Below are 21,457 nucleotides of genomic sequence, written 5' to 3'. Positions count from 1 at the left end.
CAAGATGAAGCAACGAAAAATACCGCTTAGAAAATGTATCGTCACAAACGAAATGAAGCCTAAAGGTGAACTGATTCGAATTGTCCGAACACCTGAAGGAACTGTAGAGCTAGACCCGACTGGTAAAAAGAACGGTCGAGGAGCCTACTTATCACACGATGAAGATGTATTTGAGCTGGCGAAAAAAAGAAATAGTTTGACACGACACTTACAAGTGAACGTAACGGCTGAAGTGTATGATCAGCTTTTAACTGACTTAAAGAAGGTTAAAAAGAAATGAACCCTAACCAACACTATTTATCATTACTCGGGCTTTGTATGCGTGCAGGGGAGCTTGTAACAGGAGAAGAATTAACGTTAGAAGCAGTCCGCAAAAAGAATGTAGCGCTTGTATTACTAGCTAGTGATGCAAGTGAAAATACAGCAAAAAAAGTGCGAGATAAATGTAGCTATTATCATGTTCCCCTTTTTGCCGTTAGTGATCGTTACGAACTCGGTTCTGCAATAGGGAAAGAAGCACGTGTTGTAATAGGCATACGAAGTAAAGGGTTTGCTAAGAAAATTGCTGCATTACTGAACCAATAATGGAGGTATGTATATGTCAAAAATGCGAATTCATGAATACGCAAAAGCAAATAATGTTCAAAGCAAACAATTAATCGAAAAGCTAAAAGCGATGGGTGAAACTGTGTCAAACCATATGTCGACTGTGGAAGAGGAGACATTAAAGAAAGCCAACCTACAAGTACAGGCTTCTGGAGGAAATGGAGATCAAAAAAGTATGAACAAAAAAACAGATGATCGACCGAACGATAAGAAACCAGCAGGCCAAGAACAACGAGGCGCGCAAAAGCAAGGCAATGCGACTCAAGGTGGAAACCGTGGTCCAAATAACCGCACTCAAGGGAATCGTCCTGGTGGTGGCGGAAACCGCACTCAAGGAAGACCTGGAAATAACAACCGACGCAATCAAGGTCGTGGGAAGAAGCGTGGCGGACCACAAAACCGTCCAAATCACCAACAAATGCCTTTACCTGAAAAAATTATGATTTCAGGTAGCTTAAGCGTAAGTGAACTTGCAGCGAAACTCCACCGTGAAGCATCTGAATTGATTAAAAAACTAATGAAGCTTGGTGTAATGGCGACGATTAATCAAGAACTCGATAAAGATACAATCGAGCTACTTGCTGCTGACTACGGCGTAGCAGTGGAAGAAGAAGTATTTGTGGATGAGCTTGATATTGAGCTTTATGATAGCGAAGATAAAGAAGAAGAATTGCAAGAGCGCCCGCCAGTCGTAACGATTATGGGTCACGTCGACCACGGGAAAACAACGTTGCTTGACTCTATTCGTAACACAAAAGTAACAGCAGGTGAGGCTGGCGGTATTACGCAGCACATCGGAGCGTATCAAATTGAGCAAAACAATAAAAAGATTACGTTCTTAGATACACCTGGACACGCTGCATTTACGACGATGCGTGCACGTGGTGCGCAAGTAACGGATATCGCTATTATTGTTGTAGCAGCTGATGACGGTGTCATGCCTCAAACAAAAGAAGCGATTAGCCATGCGAAAGCGGCAGAAGTGCCAATTATTATCGCTGTCAACAAAATGGATAAAGAAACTGCCAATCCAGACCGTGTTATGCAAGAATTAACAGAGTATGAACTTGTTCCTGAAGCGTGGGGCGGGGATACTATTTTTGTTAACGTATCCGCATTGAATGGAGACGGCATTGACGAGCTGATTGAAATGATTCTACTTGTTTCTGAGGTAGAAGAGCTAAAAGCAAATCCTGATAAGCTTGCTACAGGTACTGTTGTAGAAGCACAGCTTGACAAAGGTCGTGGCCCTGTTGCAACACTTCTTGTTCAAAGTGGTACGTTAAACGTTGGAGATGCGGTTGTTGTGGGTAGCACATTCGGTCGTGTCCGAGCATTGGTAAATGATCTTGGTCGCCGTGTGAAAACGGTTGGTCCGTCTGCACCAGTTGAAATAACGGGCTTAAATGAAGTTCCACAAGCAGGCGATCGTTTCCAAGCCTTTAAAGACGAGAAGAAAGCGCGCCAAGTTGGTGAAGGCTTAATGGCTCGTTACCGTGAGCAAAACTTGTCTGAAACATCCAAAGTTAGCTTAGATGATCTCTTTAATCAAATCCAGCAAGGGGATATTAAAGATATTAACGTCATTATTAAAGCGGATGTTCAAGGTTCGGTTGAAGCAATGAAAGGATCACTGGAAAAAATTGATGTCGCTGGTGTAAAAGTAAATATTATTCACACAGGTGCTGGCGCCATTACAGAGTCCGATATTATTTTAGCTTCTGCATCAAATGCTATTGTCATTGGATTTAATGTTCGTCCAGATGTGAATGCGAAGCGTGTAGCTGAAGCTGAAAATGTAGATATTCGTCTACACCGTGTTATCTATAACGCAATAGATGAAATTGAGCAAGCGATGAAAGGCGCACTTGATCCTGAGTTTGAAGAAAAAGTCATTGGTCAGGTAGAGGTTCGTACAACGTTCAAAGTATCGAAAATCGGTACAATTGCAGGTTCGTACGTAACCGAAGGAAAAATCACGCGTAACTCAGCTGTTCGCTTAATCCGTGACGGAATTGTTGTCTATGAAGGTGAACTGAACGCATTAAAACGTTTTAAAGATGATGCGAAAGAGGTTGCTGCAGGGTACGAGTGTGGTATTACTCTTGAGAAGTTTAACGACATTAAAGAAGGCGATATTATTGAAGCCTATGTGATGGAAGAAGTTAAGCGCTAATGCACGTTGCGGTTGTCCGTTGTGAATGCTTTATCTTTATGGCGCAGTCTTTAAAGGATAAACGATCTGTTGTTAAAAGCATTGTAACGAGAATGCGGCAACGATTAAATGTTAGTGTAGCTGAAACTGACCACCAAAATGTATGGCAGCGAGCAGAGCTAACTATCGCTGCAGTCGGTTCATCTAGACAAAGCGTCGAAACCGAACTACAAAAAGCGCTCGATCTTCTTGATCGACATGGTGAGGCAGAGCGTACTTTAACCGACTGGGAATGGGTTTAATCTGTCCTAAAAAAGGGCACTCCATGAGAGTAGATCGAACCAAATGGGTTCGATGAATAGTCAGATAGATAGAGGTGAAAGTCATGGCGAACAATCGTGCTGAACGAGTTGGCGAACAAATGAAGAAAGAACTTAGCGACATTCTTCTACGTGAAATTAAAGATCCACGGGTAAAATTTGTGACCATTACAGGTGTGGATGTAACCGGAGATCTTCAACAAGCAACGGCGTTTATTACCGTTCTTGGGAACGAAGAAGAACAAAAAGCGACTCTCGCTGGTTTAGAAAAGGCAAAAGGATTCATTCGTTCCGAGATCGGAAAAAGAATTCGTCTTCGAAAAACCCCGGAGCTAAGTTTCTCAATTGATGAGTCAATTCAATACGGTAATCGAATTGAGTCGCTTTTACGAGAAGTGAAAAGCGAAAACGAAAGTCAGTAAAAAAAGTGAGGGTGGCAAACATTGCTATCCTCATTTTTTACATAACGTTAAGTGAAAGGAATCGTTTTGATGGATGCAGGAATAGTAGCTTTGTATAAACCAAGAGGGATGACGTCCCACGACTGTGTAAATCGTATTCGTCGGTTGTACAAAACAAAGAAAGTTGGACACACTGGGACTCTTGACCCAGAAGTTGATGGCGTGCTGCCAATTTGTATTGGCAAAGCGACGAAAGTGGCTGAGTATATGTCTGACTTCGATAAGACCTATACTGGCGATGTCACATTAGGATTTACGACGACTACTGAGGATGCTTATGGAGAAGTAGTAGAACGGCTTCCTGTTCTTCAATCTGTCTCTAGTGACCAGATTGAAGCAGTTCTCGCGCAATTTCGAGGTGCTATCATGCAGACACCTCCTTACTATTCAGCTGTTAAAGTGAATGGGAAAAGATTGTATGAATATGCAAGGAAAGGTATTGAAGTAGACAGACCAACGCGGCAAGTGAACATTCATCAATTAACTTTAACCAATGTAGAAGAAGCGAAAGAAGACACGCAACGTTTTTCTTTTGATGTGCGCTGCAGCAAAGGCACCTATGTCCGAACGTTAGCAGTGGATATAGGTGCTGCCCTGGGTTTCCCCTCTCATATGTCTTCTCTTACTAGGACGGCTTCTGGCTCATTTGAGCTGGCCAACACCATTACATTTGATACGTTGGAGGAGCTGTCGCTAGAAGAACGGTACGAGAAACTGTATCCGTTTGATCATGCATTGACAAATTTTCCGAAAAGAACGGCTGACCGAGCTCTCGAACAACGAATAAAAAATGGTGCTGTCTTAGCGAACGAAGACCAAATTTTTGGAGACACGCGCTTTTTATTTTATAATGAGGATGGAGAATGTCTTGCGCTTTATCAACCTCACCCGACAAAAGAAGGCTTGATGAAGCCAGAAAAGCTTTTCTCTCAGGCAGCAGGACTTTAGGAGGGTCATGGAATGAAGCTTATAAAAATTGATTTAGATCATATGGACAAACAGGAGTGGACGAAAGAAGCCGCTCGTACTGTTTTGGCGATTGGTTATTTTGATGGTGTCCATAAAGGGCACCAAACCGTTATAAAAAAAGCAATAGATGAAGCAAGCGCAAGAGGGATTGAAGCAGCGGTGATGACGTTCTTCCCCCATCCTAAAGAGGTTCTTGGTAAACCAGAAGTACCTATGCGCTATTTAACCCCTTTTGATTCAAAGATTGAACGTTTAAAAGCGCTTGGTGTTGACCGGATTTATGCGGTGCGTTTCACGCCATCATTTTCTAAGTTAACACCACAACAATTTGTCGATGACTTTATTGTGTCCCTTCATGTTGAGCATGTCGTTGCAGGGTTTGATTTTACATACGGTGTAAAAGGTGCAGGAACGATGGAGCAGCTTGGCGACTATGCGAAAGAGCGCTTCACGTATAGTATTATTGACAAAGTAACCGATGAAGACGAAAAGATTTCATCGACACGCATTCGCCAAGAATTAGAGGAAGGTGATGTTCAAAGAGCATCGTTTCTTCTTGGCTATCCGTACAAAGTAAAAGGCGAGGTTATCCATGGAGATGCGAGAGGGCGTTTACTCGGTTTCCCGACTGCAAACGTAAGTGCTGCTGAGCGCTATCATATACCGAAAACGGGTGTATATGTTGTTGCTTTCTATGTAAAGGGAAACAAGTATACGGGGATGGCTAATGTTGGCTACAAACCAACTTTTGTAGACAATTTACCAGAACCAAGTGTGGAAGTAAACCTCTTTCATTTTGCCGAGGACATATACGGAGAAATTGTTGAAGTTGAGTTCCTTAAGTGGATTCGAGCAGAACAAAAGTTTAACGGTATTGATGAAATCAAAGCTCAGCTCACCCGTGATCAAGAAACGAGTTTACGATGGCTTGAGGAGAACATACACTAAGACACTTGCATTTTAACAAGCAACCGTCTATAATAACTAATGTTCACTGAAGTTTTCAGAGGACAGCCCGCTTCTTGGCAAAACGATTCACCAACGTTTGCTCGGAAACTAGGGTTACATTACAAGGAGGTGGCTCTAATGGCTTTAACACAAGAGCGTAAAAATGAACTAATTGCAGACTTCAAAACACACGACACGGACACTGGTTCTCCAGAAGTTCAAGTGGCGATTTTAACAGAGCAAATTAATTCATTAAACGATCATTTACGTACACACAAGAAAGATCACCACTCACGTCGCGGTCTTTTGAAAATGGTTGGACAACGTCGTAATTTGTTAACGTATTTGCGTAAAAAAGATGTTACGCGTTACCGTAACTTAGTTGACAAACTTGGCTTACGTCGATAAGGTTTGTAAAAGCGGGGGATGTTCTCCCGCTTTTTTCTTCATGTGAAAAACAATGGAATCTAAAAAACATTGAAACAGCTGTAATTCGCTCTTTTAAACTTACGCTGTTTCGGTCATAATAAAGAATGAGAATTTTTTTAGATGTACGAGAGGAGTACACATACATGGATCAAGAACGTCACGAGTTTACAATCAACTGGGCTGGACGTACATTCAGCGTTGAAGTTGGTCAACTCGCAAAACAAGCAAATGGTGCAGTTCTTGTCCGTTATGGTGAGACTGCGGTTTTATCGACAGCAACAGCGTCGAAGGAACCTAAAGATCTACCATTCTTTCCACTAACGGTCAATTATGAAGAACGTTTATATGCAGCAGGAAAAATACCAGGAGGGTTTATTAAACGTGAAGGGCGTCCAAGTGAACAAGCGATTTTAACAAGTCGTTTAATTGATCGTCCGATTCGTCCATTATTCCCTGATGGGTTTCGAAATGAAGTACAAGTCATTAGCATCGTCATGAGTTCTGATCAAAGCGCATCGTCAGAAATGGCTGCAATGATTGGTTCTTCTCTAGCTTTGTCTGTTTCAGATATTCCTTTTGGTGGCCCAATTGCTGGGGTAACGGTAGGTCGTATTAATGGCGAATTTATTATGAACCCTACTCCTGCTCAATTGGCAGAGAGTGATATTGAACTAATTGTTGCTGGTACAAAAGAAGCCATCAATATGGTTGAAGCAGGTGCGAAAGAAGTACCTGAAGAAGTGATGTTAGAAGCAATTCTAGCTGGTCATGAAAATATTAAAGAAATGATTGCGTTCCAAGAAAAAATTGTGGAAGCATGCGGAAAAGAAAAAAGCGAGCTGAAATTAAAAACATTTGATGCTGAGCTGGAAAATGCCCTTAGAGAAACCGTAGAGGCACAAATTAAAGAAGCTGTTCGTGTGGAAGAAAAGCACGCTCGTCAAGATGCGATTGATGCTGTCATCAAAGCACAAGTAGAGCGTTATGAAGAAGACGAAACAGTTGAAGTAAGTGAAGTCAAAGGCATTTTACAAATGTTTGTAAAAGAAGAAGTTCGTCGTCTTATTACCGTTGATAAGGTTCGTCCTGATGGCCGTGGTGTAGACGAAATTCGCCCACTTGATTCACAGATTCATATGCTGCCACGTACACATGGTTCAGGCTTGTTTACACGTGGACAAACTCAAGCGTTAAGTATTTGTACTTTAGGTGCACTAGGAGATGTTCAGATTTTGGACGGCCTTGGCATTGAAGAAACGAAGCGATTTATGCACCATTATAATTTCCCTCAATTTAGCGTTGGTGAAACAGGTCCCATTCGTGCTCCAGGACGTCGTGAAATTGGTCACGGTGCGTTAGGTGAACGAGCGCTTGAGCAAGTTATTCCTTCGGAGCAAGAGTTTCCTTACACGATCCGTCTTGTATCAGAAGTGCTTGAATCAAACGGTTCAACGTCTCAAGCAAGTATTTGTGCGAGTACCCTTGCAATGATGGATGCAGGTGTTCCAATTAAAGCCCCAGTAGCAGGTATTGCAATGGGTCTCGTGAAGCAAGGCGACCATATGACTGTACTGACAGATATCCAAGGGATGGAAGATGCCTTAGGTGACATGGACTTTAAAGTAGCAGGAACAGCGACAGGTATTACTGCGTTGCAAATGGATATTAAAATTTCTGGTATAAACCGAGAAGTACTTGAACAAGCCCTTGATCAAGCAAAACAAGGACGCTTGAAAATTCTTGATAATATGTTGACGGCTATTCAAGAACCGCGTAAAGAACTTTCGGACTATGCGCCGAAAATTTTAACATTAGCCATTAACCCTGATAAGATTCGTGATGTCATTGGACCAAGCGGTAAAGTCATTAACAAGATTATCGAAGAAACAAATGTAAAGATTGACATCGAACAAGATGGCACGGTTTATATTTCTTCCCTTGACTCTGAGATGAACCGAAAAGCAAAACAAATCATTGAAGACCTTGTACGTGAAGTTGAAGTTGGAAAAACGTACACAGGTAAAGTAAAGCGAATTGAAAAATTCGGTGCGTTCCTTGAAATTTTCAAAGGCAAAGATGGTTTACTACACATTTCACAAATTGCGGAAGAACGAGTAAACAAGGTTGAGGACATCTTAAAATTAGGTGATGAGCTTGACGTTCGTGTAACGGAGATTGATAATCAAGGTCGTGTTAACTTGTCTCGCAAAGTTCTTTTAAAGGAACAGCGTGAAAAAGAAGAGAAAGAAAATCAAACGCAAGAAGAACAATCTAACGAACAAGAGCAGTCGTAATAGATGGACTAGGAAAATTCCTAGTCTTTTTTGTTTGTTCATTCTAGTTGCCCTTCATAAGACATAGACATGCTAAGAGAAGCTTTTTATGGTTAGGGAGGGGAATAAATGAAGCACAAAGTTATACATGTTATCCTTTGTTCTACGGTAGTTTTACTAGCTCTTGTTGCAATCCAGAACCCGTTTTCAAATCAATATGTGGAAACGGTTAAATTAAACGCGTCTATGATGGTTGAAGCTGTTGAAGATCCACTCTACGAAGCCATTCTTGAACACGCTAATAAAGTGAATATTCCGGCGATAAATGCGAAAATGGATCGGGTTTGGAAGGCGATGCCTGGATACAATGGACTAGAGGTTGACGTTGAAAAATCCTATGATAAGATGAAAGAATCTGGCACATTTAACCAGTCGATGCTTATTTTTAAAGATGCTAAGCCAGAGGTCCATTTAAGTGATTTAGACCCTGCACCAATTTATCGAGGAGTATCAGAGAAACCAATGACTGCCATGCTCATTAATGTAGCTTGGGGAAATGAGTATATCCCTGATATGCTTCGAACACTTCGTCAGCACCAAGTCCACGCAACGTTCTTTTTAGATGGCTCGTGGGTAAAGAAAAATCCCCAATTAGCCATGATGATTAAAGAAGAGGGACACGAAATTGGGAGTCACGCTTATTCCCACCCGCAAATGAGTAAACTAAGTGTAGAAAAAATAGACGAAGAGTTAGAAAAAACAACAGATGTAATTAAAGCGACAGTAGACGAAACACCTAAGTGGTTTGCCCCGCCCAGTGGTGATTACAATCAGCTTGTTGTTGATCGTGCCCATGCTCACGGTATGAATACGATTATGTGGACGGTTGATACGATTGATTGGAAGAAGCCTGAGGTTCATTCAATGGTCAATCGAGTTGTTCCGAAAATGGAAGCTGGATCAATGTTACTCATGCATCCAACTGAGTCATCATCACAAGGGCTCGACGCGATGATAAAGGGGATAAAAGAGAAGAATTTACTGGTAGGGACGGTTTCTGAACTGATGAGCGAAAACCGTTTGCCACGAAACATGGAAGTAGACATCAATGGGGGTTCAAGTAGTGATTAATAAAAGAGAGCTAAGTAACGGTGTACGAATTATGGCTGAAAAAAACAATACAGTCCGTTCAGTAGCGATTGGCATATGGGTTAAAACAGGTTCTCGTAATGAAGAAAATGAACAGAATGGGATTTCTCACTTTATTGAGCACATGTTGTTTAAAGGAACAAAAACGAGATCGCCACAAGAAATAGCGGAAGCTTTTGACCGAATAGGCGGACAAGTAAACGCCTTTACAGCAAAAGAATATACGTGTTATTACGCCAAAGTGCTAGATGAGCATGCCCACATTGCTGTAGATGTATTACAAGATATGTTTTTTCACTCTGTGTTCGATGAGCAAGAAATAGAACGTGAAAAAAATGTCGTGTTAGAAGAAATACGGATGGTAGAAGATACGCCAGATGATCTTGTGCATGAATTGTTGAGTGAAGCATCATTTGGTCAGTCAACTTTAGCCAATCCGATTCTTGGAACAGAAGAAACGCTTGCAAGCTTTACAAGAGAGCAAATTTTATCGTATATGGACAATTATTATGTAGGTGAGCGTGTTGTGATCTCGGTAGCCGGTCATTACCATGAAGACTTGCTAGCGCAATTAGAAGATACGTTTTCAGCTGTCCCTTCTGCTAAAAAGCAACATCAGCCCCGGGAAGCCATGTTTATTCCTGTACAAAAGCATTTGCAAAAAGAAACAGAACAAGCTCACCTTTGCTTAGCCTATCCTGGTCTTGAAGTTGGCTCCGCTCAAATGTTTAATTTAATTTTATTAAATAACGCTTTAGGTGGAAGTATGTCGAGTCGTTTGTTTCAAGAAATAAGGGAAGAGCGCGGGTTATGTTACTCTGTGTTCTCCTATCACTCTGCCTATGAAAACATCGGCTCGGTAACCGTATATGCAGGTACGCAAATGAATCAGCTACAAGCTTTATCTGAATCAATGAACAACGTATTAGCGCAGATGCAAGCAGAGGGTCTAACAAAAAAAGAATTAGAGAATGGAAAAGAACAGCTAAAAGGCAGTATTATGCTAGGGCTAGAAAGTACAAGTAGCCGTATGAGTCGTAATGGGAAAAACGAGCTACTCTTAAAGAAGCACCAAAGTTTAGATGAACTATTAAATCGAATTAACGATATTTCTTTAGAAGATGTGAACGAATTAGCTCATATACTTTTTAAAGATGCACCTGCTTTATCCATTGTGTCACCAAGCGAAACAATGCCAGATACAATCTTTACGAGATAGTCTAGAATAGCGACAAGCCTCATACGATGAAGAAAGAGGTGATCGTGATGCGATTAAGCGAAATTGCGAATAAAGAAATTATCGATTTCGAAAAAGGGGAACGGCTTGGCATTTTAGGTCAAACAGATGTATTGTTAGATGAGCAATCAGGTGATATTCATGCTTTTGTTGTTCCGGTCTCCAAATGGTATCAATTCAATCGTAAAGATAAAGAAGTGACGGTTTACTGGCAGCAAATTAAAAAGATAGGCCAAGACATGATTATTATTGACACACAATCGTTAAGAAATTAAATACCTTATCCACAACGTTTCGCTTAAAGCGTTGTTGGCAAGCTAGAAGTCTGTCATTTGTGACAGGCTTTTTTCTGTTTGCACGGAATTGTTTTTCTAGACATATGGTAAAGAAGTACGGGTAAATCGTGACGGGTAATTGAACGAGTAGGAGGGCCAATCATGCTTACAGGAATTCATGTTGTAATGATCGGTGGCGATGCAAGGCAGATTGAAATTGTTCGGAAACTATCAACATTAGATGCGCGTGTTTCCCTTGTTGGTTTCGAACAAATAGAGGCAGGCTTTATCGGCGTTAGTAAGGAAGAATTGGATGATATTGATTGGAAGACAGTTGAAGCGATCTTGTTACCAGTAGGAGGCATTGGCAATGACGGCTTTATTAATAGCGTGTTCTCCTCCAATAAAATTAAGCTAGAGGCTAAGCATGTAAAGCAAACATCGGAGTCATGCACGATTTATACAGGAATTACGTCTAATCGGTTAGAGAAAATGGCGAGCCAAGCAAAACGAGATGTTGTGGTACTCATGAACAGAGATGATGTGGCGATTTACAATTCCATTCCCACAGCGGAAGGTGCCGTTATGTTTGTTATTCAGCATACCGATTCAACCATTCATGGTGCCAATGTCGCTGTCTTAGGTCTCGGGCGAATTGGGATGACCATTGCTTCTACGTTCAAAAAACTAGGTGCAACCGTTTCTGTAGGTGATAAAGAGTCAGCGTCACTTGCTAGAGCTTTTCAACTGGGGATGAAGCCGTTCCATTTAGATGACATTAAACAGGCGTTAAAACAAGCGGACGTGGTTATCAATACGGTACCAGCAAAAATTGTGACCTCGAGCGTATTAACTGAAATGATGCAGCATGCGTTTCTATTAGATTTAGCGTCAAAACCAGGTGGCATTGATCATGATTATGCTCAAAAGCGTGGGTTGAAATCTATGATTGTTCCAGGCTTACCAGGTATGGTTGCACCAAAAACAGCTGGAAAAATCCTTGCCAATGTTTTAAGTGATTTATTGCTTGAACAAACACGCGCCCAATAAGAAGGAGAAGGAGTTTAGAACATGTTAAAAGGTAAACATATCGGATTTGGTTTAACAGGCTCCCACTGCACATATGAAGCTGTGTATCCTCAAATTGAAAAACTCGTCCAGTTAGGAGCAAAAGTATCCCCTTTTTTAACATATACAGTTGAGCATACAGATACGAAATTTGGTGATAGTGAAGATTGGATGAAACGGTTAAAAAGCATTACACAAGAACCATTTGTCAACTCCATGGTAAAGGCGGAGCCGTTTGGACCGAAAACACCGTTAGACTTGATGATTATTGCACCTATTACAGGTAATTCAATCTCAAAATTTGCAAATGCTATGACCGATAGTCCTGTTTTAATGGGTGCCAAATCTACACTACGTAATGGTAAGCCGGTATTATTAGGAATTTCGACTAATGATGGTCTTGGTTTAAATGGAGTGAACATCATGAGGCTGATGGCAACGAAAAATATTTTCTTTATCCCTTATGGTCAGGACGACTATAAAAAGAAGCCCAATTCGCTCGTAGCAGACATGAATCAGCTTGTCCCAGCGGCAGAAGCGGCGCTTTCTTATACTCAACTTCAGCCCGTTCTGACGACGTAACCACAAAAATAGGCGCAGGACAGTTGCGTCTTGCTCCTAAATCCCGTAAAGTTTAATAGAGGACAAAGATAAAGAAGATCCACTGCTGAACTTTAGGGAGGAAGAATACCATGACGAACAAATCCTATCAATTAGCCGTTGTCGGTGCTACAGGTGCGGTTGGGCAACAAATGTTAAAAACACTGGAAGAGCGCGATTTTCCAATTTCCACTCTTAAACTATTATCTTCAAAACGATCAGCTGGTAAGACGATTACGTTTCGCGGTCAGCCATATACAGTTGAGGAAGCAACACCAGAATCATTTGAAGGGATCGATATTGCACTTTTTTCTGCTGGCGGTTCTGTTTCAAAAGCGTTAATTCCAGAAGCGGTAAAACGCGGTGTTGTTTGTGTGGATAATACAAGTGCGTTTCGTATGGATAAAGATGTACCACTTGTCGTTCCAGAAGTTAACGAACAAGATTTACAAGCGCACCAAGGAGTTATTGCAAATCCAAACTGTTCAACCATTCAAATGGTTGTTGCCCTTGAACCTATTCGCCAAGCGTATGGTTTAAATAAGGTAGTCGTTTCAACATACCAAGCTGTTTCAGGTGCTGGTCTTGAAGCGGTAGAAGAGATGGAAGCCCAAACAAAAGCGGTACTTGCAGGAGAAGAAGCCTCTGCATCGGTATTGCCAGTTTCAGGTGATAAGAATCATTATCAAATTGCCTTTAATGCTATTCCACAAATTGATTTGTTTCAAGAGAATGGATTTACCTTTGAAGAAATGAAAATGATAAATGAAACAAAGAAAATTATGCATTTACCTTCTCTTGAGGTAGCAGCGACGTGTGTGCGATTGCCAATTGAAACAGGTCACTCAGAGTCTGTTTATTTCGAAACAGAGAAAAGTGGTGCCTCCGCAACAGAAGTAAAAGCACTATTAAGCGACGCTCCTGGTGTAACGTTGCAAGATGATCCGACTAATCAAGTCTATCCAATGGTCACAACAGCGGTAGGAAAGCCGGATGTATTTGTTGGCCGTATTCGCAAAGACTTAGATCGCGATAACGGTTTTCATGCATGGATCGTATCTGACAATCTATTAAAAGGTGCTGCATGGAATTCTGTTCAAATTGCGGAAAGTCTTATTAAACTGAATCTGATTAAAAAGCAGGCATAAGCAATGAAGATAATTGTACAAAAATTCGGTGGCACATCAGTGAAATCAAAAGAATCAAGAGATCTTGCAATTAAACACGTTCAAAATGCAGTAAATGAGGGCTACAAAGTCGTTGTCGTAGTATCAGCAATGGGACGAAGCGGTGACCCTTATGCGACGGATACATTGCTTTCATTAGTTCATAAAGCGCACATTTCCAAGCGTGAGCAAGATATGCTCGTTTCGTGTGGCGAAACGATTTCTGCGGTTGTGTTTTCAGAGCAACTAAACGCTCACGGAGTTCAGGCAGAAGCAATGACGGGCGCAAAGGCTGGTTTTGTAACAAATGAAGAGTTCCAAAATGCAAAAATAAGAGAAATGAAATGTGACCACTTATTAAAAACATTAGAGTCGTCTGACGTTGTGGTGGTAACAGGTTTTCAAGGCCAGTCTAAGAGTGGTGAAACGACGACACTTGGCCGTGGAGGTAGTGATACATCAGCGACGGCAATAGGTGCTGCAGTCCAAGCCGATTACGTTGATATTTTTACCGATGTAGAAGGGGTTATGACAGCTGACCCTCGTATCGTTAAAGACGCCCGGGCGCTTGAGTCAATGTCATACAATGAAATTTGTAATATGGCGTATCAAGGCGCAAAAGTAATACATCCACGGGCGGTGGAAATTGCGATGCAGGCGAAAATTCCGATTCGAGTTCGGTCTACGTATTCTGATTCAGAAGGAACGTTAGTTAATTCAGGGGTTTTAAATCATGGAATGGACATTCATGAGCGAATGATTACAGGTATTGCTCATGTGTCTAATGTAACGCAAATTAAAGTCTCCGCTAAAGAGGGACAATTTGATTTACAAGAGAACGTGTTTAAATCAATGGCGAAAGCTGGAATTAGTGTTGATTTTATAAATATAAGTCCTAGTGGAGTTATGTATACGGTTTTAGACGAAGCGGCTGATGATGCTTTACGAATTTTAACAGAGTTAGGCTACAAGCCACAGCTTCAGCGAGGATGCGCAAAAGTATCAGCTGTTGGAGCAGGAATGACGGGTGTGCCTGGCGTTGCTGCGCGTATTGTCTCAGCTTTAAGCGGAGAAAATATTCAAATCTTACAATCCGCTGACTCGCACACGACCATCTGGGTTCTCGTAAAAAATGAAGACATGAGCAAAGCAGTAAATGCTCTTCACAAAATGTTTCAGCTTAATGAAGTCATCACGTAATTCCGTTAGCGCGTAAATGGAGGGATTGCAAGTGAAACCTACAGGGAAGTACGGACCGCTCTGGACGGCCATGGTAACACCGTTTCATGAGAATGGATCAATCGATTTTAAAGCTTGTGAATCATTAATGGATCATTTAATAGCCACCGGTACAGATGTGCTTGTGGTTGCAGGTACGACTGGTGAGTCGCCGTTTTTAACGCAAGAAGCATGTGAGCAGCTATTTCGTTTTTGTGTTAAGTATGTAAATGGTAGAGTGCCAATCGTTGCTGGTACAGGAACTAATTCCACAAAATCAACAGTTGAACGATCGCTTATGGCTGAGGAAGCAGGTGTAGATGCGATTATGCTTGTAACACCTTACTATAATAAGCCGTCACAAGATGGGTTATATGCTCATTTTCAACATGTCGCTTCGAAAACCTCGCTACCGATTATGCTTTACAATGTTCCAGGCCGCACAGGGTGTAATTTAGAAGCTGAAACAGCGATTCGGTTATCTGCCATTGAATCAATCGTTGCTATTAAAGAAGCGAGTGGGAATTTGGATCAAATAGCGGCTATCATTGAAGGAACGCCAGACTCATTTGCAGTATATAGCGGTGATGATGGGTTAACATTACCCGTCTTAGCGATTGGTGGAGACGGGATTGTGTCTGTTGCTTCCCACGTGCTCGGACAGGAAATGAAACAAATGGTTAACGCATTTCTTGCAGGAAATAAAAAAGATGCCGCAAAGGCTCATAGACAATTACTGCCAGCGATGAAAACCATGTTTTTAGCACCAAATCCTACCTGTGTAAAGTACGCTTTAAATCAGATAGGTGTACACGTTGGTGATGTACAGCTGCCGTTAATTCCACTAAATGCTCTCGAGAAGAAGCAAGTGGATCACGTATTGGCTTCCTTATCAACTGTAAAAAAATAAAACGAACTTTAATGTGAGGCATGTAGAGCAAACAATTTCTTGTTGTTCTGCATGTCTTTTTTTTGTATAGTTACACGGGGTTTAGTTGCAAGAATGTTTCTTTGTCGGAAAAAGAAACAATTTGAAAGGGATCGATATTTTTTGTCGGAGAATCGGTGTTCGAGGAATGGCTCTTGTTTTTAACTAGAAAATTAAGGTATACTAGTTTTCAAGTGATGCGTTCGGGTAAGGTGAGAAGATCACCATCTATTCTTTTTTTCATTGTTAACTGCGACTGTACGAAAGACTGTGTGTCTATCTTTTGAAGCTTCTGTAGTATGAATATTGCCATTCATTTCAGGGACATTAGGCAAATGCTAAGGAGCGGTTCAAAAGATTTATAGCGCTGTGCTTTCTAGATGTTTCTTTAACAGTGACCTAATAATGAACCTAGTATACGCGTGATTACGTTCTGATTAACAAATGAAATAGAGAATATAACCAATTATTTAGGAGGATAAATCATTGTCTAAGCAAGAAATAGAAAACGGAAAAGTCCGAGTGTTTGCCCTCGGAGGCGTAGGAGAAATTGGAAAAAATATGTATGGAATTGAAGTCGATGAAGACATCATTGTTGTCGATGCTGGATTAATGTTCCCTGACGACGACATGCTCGGTGTTGATATCGTCATTCCAGACGTTTCGTACTTAGTAGAAAACGAAGAGCGAGTAAAAGGAATTATTCTAACACATGGCCATGAAGACCATATTGGTGGATTGTCTTATGTGTTAAAGAAAATAAATGTACCTGTTTATGGAACAAAATTAACTCTTGGCTTAGTTGAAGAAAAGCTTAAAGAAGCAGGGATTTTGAAAGAAACGACCCTTCGCTTAATTGATTCTAATTCAAGAGTGAAATTAGGGAAAACGCCTGTATCATTTTTCCGTACAAGCCATAGTATCCCTGATTGTGTCGGGGTATGTGTTGAAACAACTCAAGGTGCAGTGGTTCACACTGGAGATTTTAAGTTTGACCAAACGCCGGTTGATGGGAAACATGCTGAAATTGGTAAAATGGCGGCAATTGGACAAAAAGGTGTACTCTGCTTACTTTCAGATTCAACGAACGCAGAACGGCCAGGAACGACGAAATCCGAAGCGGAAGTCGGTATAGGTATTAAAGATGTATTTGCACGAACATCAGGACGTTTGATTGTTACCTCTTTCGCTTCAAATGTGCACCGCTTACAGCAAGTGATACAAGCGACAGCTGCTGCGAACCGCAAATTGTCCATTGTTGGAAAGAGTATGGTTCGTGTCATTACCATTGCTTCTAAGTTAGGTTACTTAAAAATGCCTAAGGATTTGGTCATCGATATTGATGAAGTCAATCGATATAAGCCAGAGCAAGTTGTTATTTTAACAACGGGTAGTCAAGGTGAACCAATGTCTGCTTTGACACGGATGGCAAGAGGCGCTCACCGCCACATTACCATAACAGATAATGACACGGTCATTATTGCAGCATCTGCTATTCCAGGAAATGAAAAAAGCGTTTCGTCTGTTATCGATCAACTTCATCGCATTGGTGCTGATGTTGTTTATGGTTCGCAGGCTGTACACGCTTCAGGTCATGGTTCTCAAGAAGAATTAAAGCTAATGCTCAATTTAATGAAGCCGAAATATTTCTTGCCTATTCACGGAGAGATTCGCATGCAGCACGCTCACCGAGACTTAGGAATAAACGTCGGTATAAAGCCGGAGCGTATTTATATTGTGGAAAAAGGTGAAGTTGTCGAGTTTTCAAACAATCAAGCTCGCCGCGCAGGAAAAGTTCCTTCGGGACATGTGCTCATTGATGGTCTTGGTGTTGGCGACGTTGGTAATATTGTTTTAAGAGATCGACGCTTGCTTTCAAAAGATGGTATTCTCGTTGTTGTTGTCACGTTAAATAAAAAGACGAGTACGATTGTGTCTGGTCCAAATATCATTTCTCGTGGTTTTGTTTATGTGCGTGAATCGGAAGCGTTGCTTGAGCAGTCTAACGAACTCGTGTCGTCTATTCTACAAAAGTGCGTGACGGAAAATGTGAGCGAATGGTCTAGTTTAAAGAGTAACATTCGCGAAGGGCTAAGCCGCTTTTTGTTTGAAAAAACAAAGCGCCGTCCGATGATCTTACCAATTATTATGGAAGTATAATAAAAGGAAACCATTATGATGCGAATCATAATGGTTTTTTTCAGTTGCGCCTACACATATTCCAATGAAAGCAGACCATACTAGTCGTAAGACTAAAAGGAGCGTGGAATCATGGCAGACGAACAGCAACCAGCACCAGATACGGCAAAACCAAAAGAGGAAAAAGGTTCATTGGTGGAGAAAATACAAGCGTTAGGTCAGACTGGTGTGCCGGATATGGGGCTAACAAATATCCATTGTATGACTGTCATTGGTCAAATTGAAGGCCATATGCAGCTACCACCGCAAAATAAAACGACAAAGTATGAGCATATGATTCCTCAATTAGTAGCAGTTGAACAAAACCCCAAAATTGAAGGATTGCTCATCATTTTAAACACTGTTGGTGGTGATGTGGAAGCGGGGCTTGCCCTTTCAGAAATGATCGCTTCTCTTTCAAAGCCTACAGTTACTCTCGTTCTTGGTGGTGGTCATTCAATAGGTGTGCCAATCGCCACAGCCGCAAACTATTCGTATATTGCCGAAACAGCGACAATGACGATACACCCAGTTCGCTTAACAGGTCTCGTCATTGGGGTTCCGCAGACATTTGAATATTTAGATAAAATGCAAGATCGCGTGATTAATTTTGTGACAAACCACTCTTCAATAACGGAAGAGAAATTTAAAGAATTAATGTTCTCCAAAGGAAATTTAACAAGAGATATTGGTACGAATGTCATTGGAACCGATGCGGTTGAATATGGATTGATTAATGAAGTTGGTGGGATTGGGCAAGCAATAAAGAAGTTGAACGAGCTCATAGATGAACAAAAGTCATCAGAGGTCGTACAATGATTTTATACACAACGGTTCCATTAGAACAACTTTATCCCACAGATCAAAGTGATTTTCAGAAGCAATTAACCATACCGTGTGAAGCAGGCTCGTTAATGGTGGAGCAACAAGGGGATGGTGACTATCGCATCATTCGTTTGCTTTCAAGTGACCCACACGCTTACTTAAATCCTGCCTATGAGCCTGGTACAATTTTATCCAGTACGTTACGCTATTAAAATACAGATATGTTATACTGATAAGGATGAAACAAGCAGTCTATAAGTTAGACTGCTTGTTCGAGTATGACTTAGAAGGTGACAGAATGGCAAAGCGAAAGAAACGAAAAAAAACACAATGGAAATCTCAATTAACGTTCGAACTAATTGGATTAGGTCTGCTCGTCATCGCACTTGTAACACTCGCTCGTTTAGGAAGTGTAGGAGAAGCATTTGTACGATTGTTTCGCCTGTTCCTAGGGGAGTGGTTTATTTTACTTGCTATCGGTTTTTTCATAACAGCCCTTTACATTATGATTAAAAGGAAGAAGCCAGCCATTTGGAATCGACAATTGAGTGGCATGTATACAGTTGTACTCGCTCTAGCGATTATTGCGCACGTTAGCTTATTTCGACAGCTTACTATTGAAGGCACGCTTGAAAATGGTTCAGTTATTCAAAGCACATGGGCGTTGTTTTGGCAGGAGCTTACAACCGGACAAACAGAAGACTTAGGTGGCGGTATGCTCGGAGCGATTGGCTATGCAGTAAGCCATTTTTTGTTTGATAATGCTGGAACGTATTTGTTATGTCTGATGCTCATTGTGGTCGGGGCCATTTTAATTTCTGGGCGTTCCTTAAGCGATATGCTAGGTAAGTGGTATCGTCGGAGCTATTTATTTGTAACAGATTTTGTGAAATCAACTTGGTCTGACTTTACTCAATGGAGAAATGAAGCGAAAGAAAAAATGGATGATGAAAGACGTAGTAAACAAGCGCGTACGAAGAAAAAAGAGGAGCCTCTACCAGAAGAAGAAACACGAGAAAAAGATCGTTGGGATAGCAAGCAGGAACCTGAAATTGTTGATTTCTCACAAAGAGAGCAGCCTAAAGAAGAGACGATAGCTGATCAACGTCAGCAGTCTGCTCAAGAGGTGTCGAACGACAAAGAGAAAGACTCTAAAGAAATGGAGTTACTTTCAACGGAACTGGTAAATGAAGATGTGACAAATGAGTCTTATTTATTGCCGGATCTTGATTTATTACATACGCCAGTTAAGCCTGATCAGCTTACAGAAAAGCAACAATTAACATCGAATGCGCGGAAGCTTGAAAAAACGTTAGAAAGTTTCGGAGTGAAAGTTCGAGTGACAAAAGTTCACTTAGGCCCAGCTGTTACGAAATATGAAGTTAATCCAAGTGTCGGAGTGAAAGTAAGCAAAATTGTTAATTTAGCAGACGACTTAGCATTAGCACTAGCAGCAAAAGATATTCGTATTGAAGCTCCAATACCAGGAAAATCTGCTGTTGGAATTGAAGTGCCAAACCAAGAAGTGGCGATTGTATCGCTAAAAGAAGTATTAAGTGGCTCGACAGATAGACAGCATGAAGTCCTTTCAGTTGGCCTAGGCCGAGATATTTCAGGTGAACCGGTTTTGGCACCGTTAAATAAGATGCCGCATCTCCTTGTTGCTGGTGCAACTGGAAGTGGAAAAAGTGTATGCATCAATGGCATTATTACTAGTATATTAATGAAAGCAAAACCTCATGAAGTCAAAATGATGATGATAGACCCTAAAATGGTTGAACTGAATGTATACAATGGCATTCCTCACTTGTTAACACCCGTTGTTACGGAACCAAAGAAGGCATCTCAAGCACTAAAAAAAGTCGTTGCGGAAATGGAGCGACGTTATGATTTGTTTTCACATTCAGGAACGCGTAATATGGAAGGCTACAATGACTATATTAAGCGTCAAAATGAACTACATGATGCGAAACAACCGACATTGCCCTATATTGTCGTCATTGTTGATGAACTTGCTGACTTAATGATGGTTGCATCTGGGGACGTTGAAGACTCAATCGCAAGACTCGCTCAGATGGCTAGGGCAGCAGGTATTCACATGATCATTGCTACGCAACGTCCGTCTGTTGATGTCATTACAGGAGTAATAAAAGCAAATATACCTTCAAGAATTGCGTTCGGCGTTTCCTCGCAAACCGATTCTCGAACGATTTTGGATGGTGGAGGAGCGGAGAAGCTTCTTGGTCGAGGAGATATGTTGTACTTGCCGATGGGAGCAACAAAGCCAACAAGAATTCAAGGTGCGTTTCTTTCTGACGAAGAAGTAGAGAAAATTGTTTCATACGTTGTTTCGCAACAAAAAGCCCAGTATGTAGAAGAAATGGAACCAACGGTAGTTGAATCAAAAGAAAGTGCGCCAGAGGATGATCTTTATAACGATGCGGTGGACCTTGTTATTGAAGTCGGCACGGCATCGGTTTCTATGCTTCAGCGACGTTTCCGTATTGGGTATACGAGGGCTGCACGAATAGTTGATGAAATGGAAGCAAGAGGCGTTGTTGGACCATATGAGGGTAGTAAGCCGCGAGAAGTACTTATAGGGAATAGATCCGATGAAGAGGCGACATCCTAAAAGTAGAACGATTAACGGAA

Annotated in this window: 21 protein-coding genes; all 21 read left to right on the top strand. The window is 41.3% G+C overall.

The genetic code is table 11. The annotated features are described in order from the left end of the window. Window positions 1-4: 4 nt before the first annotated feature. The 21 genes from rnpM (at window position 5) to FPV17_RS12305 (ending at window position 21,437) form a co-directional block, all read left to right on the top strand. Window positions 5-280: an RNase P modulator RnpM gene (gene rnpM, locus FPV17_RS12405; protein ID WP_038480664.1), complete on the top strand. Its 276-nt coding sequence runs from the start codon at window positions 5-7 to the stop codon at window positions 278-280. Then, window positions 277-585, top strand: coding sequence for a YlxQ family RNA-binding protein (locus FPV17_RS12400; protein ID WP_035398481.1), 309 nt, complete (start codon window positions 277-279; stop codon window positions 583-585). The genes rnpM and FPV17_RS12400 overlap by 4 nt, the downstream gene beginning before the upstream one ends. 13 nt (window positions 586-598) lie before the next feature. Beyond that, window positions 599-2,782: a translation initiation factor IF-2 gene (gene infB / locus FPV17_RS12395; RefSeq protein WP_035398478.1), complete on the top strand. Its 2,184-nt coding sequence runs from the start codon at window positions 599-601 to the stop codon at window positions 2,780-2,782. Continuing rightward, window positions 2,782-3,063: a DUF503 domain-containing protein gene (locus FPV17_RS12390; RefSeq protein ID WP_035398476.1), complete on the top strand. Its 282-nt coding sequence runs from the start codon at window positions 2,782-2,784 to the stop codon at window positions 3,061-3,063. Before infB ends, FPV17_RS12390 begins: the two co-directional genes overlap by 1 nt. Before the next feature lie 83 nt (window positions 3,064-3,146). After that, entirely contained in the window at window positions 3,147-3,503 is a 357-nt protein-coding gene (gene rbfA, locus FPV17_RS12385) for a 30S ribosome-binding factor RbfA (protein ID WP_035398475.1), read from the top strand. 69 nt (window positions 3,504-3,572) lie between these two features. Beyond that, window positions 3,573-4,490 (top strand): tRNA pseudouridine(55) synthase TruB, encoded by a 918-nt coding sequence (truB, locus tag FPV17_RS12380; RefSeq protein ID WP_144559159.1) that lies wholly within the window; start codon window positions 3,573-3,575, stop codon window positions 4,488-4,490. 12 nt (window positions 4,491-4,502) lie between these two features. Further along, entirely contained in the window at window positions 4,503-5,459 is a 957-nt protein-coding gene (locus FPV17_RS12375; RefSeq protein WP_144559158.1) for a bifunctional riboflavin kinase/FAD synthetase, read from the top strand. A 138-nt stretch (window positions 5,460-5,597) separates the two neighbouring features. Continuing rightward, entirely contained in the window at window positions 5,598-5,867 is a 270-nt protein-coding gene (gene rpsO, locus FPV17_RS12370) for a 30S ribosomal protein S15 (RefSeq protein ID WP_035398469.1), read from the top strand. Between the two features lie 164 nt (window positions 5,868-6,031). Further along, window positions 6,032-8,182: a polyribonucleotide nucleotidyltransferase gene (gene pnp, locus FPV17_RS12365; RefSeq protein ID WP_144559157.1), complete on the top strand. Its 2,151-nt coding sequence runs from the start codon at window positions 6,032-6,034 to the stop codon at window positions 8,180-8,182. A gap of 108 nt (window positions 8,183-8,290) precedes the next feature. Beyond that, window positions 8,291-9,292 carry a polysaccharide deacetylase family protein gene (locus FPV17_RS12360; protein WP_144559156.1) on the top strand — a complete coding sequence of 334 codons (1,002 nt, stop codon included), beginning with the start codon at window positions 8,291-8,293 and terminating at the stop codon, window positions 9,290-9,292. Then, window positions 9,285-10,529 (top strand): M16 family metallopeptidase, encoded by a 1,245-nt coding sequence (locus FPV17_RS12355; protein WP_144559155.1) that lies wholly within the window; start codon window positions 9,285-9,287, stop codon window positions 10,527-10,529. Before FPV17_RS12360 ends, FPV17_RS12355 begins: the two co-directional genes overlap by 8 nt. Before the next feature lie 47 nt (window positions 10,530-10,576). After that, entirely contained in the window at window positions 10,577-10,822 is a 246-nt protein-coding gene (locus FPV17_RS12350) for a YlmC/YmxH family sporulation protein (protein WP_035398935.1), read from the top strand. A 162-nt stretch (window positions 10,823-10,984) separates the two neighbouring features. Then, entirely contained in the window at window positions 10,985-11,872 is an 888-nt protein-coding gene (dpaA, locus tag FPV17_RS12345) for a dipicolinic acid synthetase subunit A (protein ID WP_144559154.1), read from the top strand. 21 nt (window positions 11,873-11,893) lie between these two features. Further along, entirely contained in the window at window positions 11,894-12,472 is a 579-nt protein-coding gene (dpaB, locus tag FPV17_RS12340) for a dipicolinate synthase subunit B (protein WP_035398939.1), read from the top strand. A gap of 110 nt (window positions 12,473-12,582) precedes the next feature. Continuing rightward, the gene (gene asd, locus FPV17_RS12335; RefSeq protein ID WP_144559153.1) at window positions 12,583-13,638 is read left to right on the top strand and encodes an aspartate-semialdehyde dehydrogenase; all 1,056 of its coding nucleotides are present in this window, start codon (window positions 12,583-12,585) and stop codon (window positions 13,636-13,638) included. A gap of 3 nt (window positions 13,639-13,641) precedes the next feature. Continuing rightward, window positions 13,642-14,856 (top strand): aspartate kinase, encoded by a 1,215-nt coding sequence (gene dapG, locus FPV17_RS12330; protein ID WP_060704015.1) that lies wholly within the window; start codon window positions 13,642-13,644, stop codon window positions 14,854-14,856. A 70-nt stretch (window positions 14,857-14,926) separates the two neighbouring features. Beyond that, entirely contained in the window at window positions 14,927-15,784 is an 858-nt protein-coding gene (gene dapA / locus FPV17_RS12325) for a 4-hydroxy-tetrahydrodipicolinate synthase (RefSeq protein ID WP_412766070.1), read from the top strand. Window positions 15,785-16,288: 504 nt separating this feature from the next. Then, complete coding sequence (locus FPV17_RS12320) at window positions 16,289-17,962, top strand: ribonuclease J (RefSeq protein ID WP_035397256.1); 1,674 nt, start codon at window positions 16,289-16,291, stop codon at window positions 17,960-17,962. Between the two features lie 111 nt (window positions 17,963-18,073). Further along, entirely contained in the window at window positions 18,074-18,799 is a 726-nt protein-coding gene (locus FPV17_RS12315; RefSeq protein ID WP_035397259.1) for a ClpP family protease, read from the top strand. After that, window positions 18,796-19,017, top strand: a complete 222-nt coding sequence (locus FPV17_RS12310) for a YlzJ-like family protein (RefSeq protein WP_035397262.1) — start codon at window positions 18,796-18,798, stop codon at window positions 19,015-19,017. Before FPV17_RS12315 ends, FPV17_RS12310 begins: the two co-directional genes overlap by 4 nt. Window positions 19,018-19,103: 86 nt before the next feature. Further along, window positions 19,104-21,437 carry an FtsK/SpoIIIE family DNA translocase gene (locus FPV17_RS12305; protein ID WP_144559152.1) on the top strand — a complete coding sequence of 778 codons (2,334 nt, stop codon included), beginning with the start codon at window positions 19,104-19,106 and terminating at the stop codon, window positions 21,435-21,437. Window positions 21,438-21,457 lie beyond the last annotated feature (20 nt).

Origin of the sequence: Shouchella miscanthi (genome assembly GCF_007725405.1) — a bacterium.
In the GTDB taxonomy this organism is placed as follows: Bacteria; Bacillota; Bacilli; order Bacillales; family Bacillaceae_D; genus Shouchella; species Shouchella hunanensis.
This window is presented reverse-complemented; position numbering and strand designations above follow the sequence as displayed.

Coding starts and splice junctions, on each gene's coding strand:
- rnpM (WP_038480664.1), top strand. CDS start 5: ATGAAGCAACGAAAAATACCGCTTAGAAAATGTATCGTCACAAACGAA.
- FPV17_RS12400 (WP_035398481.1), top strand. CDS start 277: ATGAACCCTAACCAACACTATTTATCATTACTCGGGCTTTGTATGCGT.
- infB (WP_035398478.1), top strand. CDS start 599: ATGTCAAAAATGCGAATTCATGAATACGCAAAAGCAAATAATGTTCAA.
- FPV17_RS12390 (WP_035398476.1), top strand. CDS start 2,782: ATGCACGTTGCGGTTGTCCGTTGTGAATGCTTTATCTTTATGGCGCAG.
- rbfA (WP_035398475.1), top strand. CDS start 3,147: ATGGCGAACAATCGTGCTGAACGAGTTGGCGAACAAATGAAGAAAGAA.
- truB (WP_144559159.1), top strand. CDS start 3,573: ATGGATGCAGGAATAGTAGCTTTGTATAAACCAAGAGGGATGACGTCC.
- FPV17_RS12375 (WP_144559158.1), top strand. CDS start 4,503: ATGAAGCTTATAAAAATTGATTTAGATCATATGGACAAACAGGAGTGG.
- rpsO (WP_035398469.1), top strand. CDS start 5,598: ATGGCTTTAACACAAGAGCGTAAAAATGAACTAATTGCAGACTTCAAA.
- pnp (WP_144559157.1), top strand. CDS start 6,032: ATGGATCAAGAACGTCACGAGTTTACAATCAACTGGGCTGGACGTACA.
- FPV17_RS12360 (WP_144559156.1), top strand. CDS start 8,291: ATGAAGCACAAAGTTATACATGTTATCCTTTGTTCTACGGTAGTTTTA.
- FPV17_RS12350 (WP_035398935.1), top strand. CDS start 10,577: ATGCGATTAAGCGAAATTGCGAATAAAGAAATTATCGATTTCGAAAAA.
- dpaA (WP_144559154.1), top strand. CDS start 10,985: ATGCTTACAGGAATTCATGTTGTAATGATCGGTGGCGATGCAAGGCAG.
- dpaB (WP_035398939.1), top strand. CDS start 11,894: ATGTTAAAAGGTAAACATATCGGATTTGGTTTAACAGGCTCCCACTGC.
- asd (WP_144559153.1), top strand. CDS start 12,583: ATGACGAACAAATCCTATCAATTAGCCGTTGTCGGTGCTACAGGTGCG.
- dapG (WP_060704015.1), top strand. CDS start 13,642: ATGAAGATAATTGTACAAAAATTCGGTGGCACATCAGTGAAATCAAAA.
- dapA (WP_412766070.1), top strand. CDS start 14,927: ATGGTAACACCGTTTCATGAGAATGGATCAATCGATTTTAAAGCTTGT.
- FPV17_RS12315 (WP_035397259.1), top strand. CDS start 18,074: ATGGCAGACGAACAGCAACCAGCACCAGATACGGCAAAACCAAAAGAG.
- FPV17_RS12310 (WP_035397262.1), top strand. CDS start 18,796: ATGATTTTATACACAACGGTTCCATTAGAACAACTTTATCCCACAGAT.
- FPV17_RS12305 (WP_144559152.1), top strand. CDS start 19,104: ATGGCAAAGCGAAAGAAACGAAAAAAAACACAATGGAAATCTCAATTA.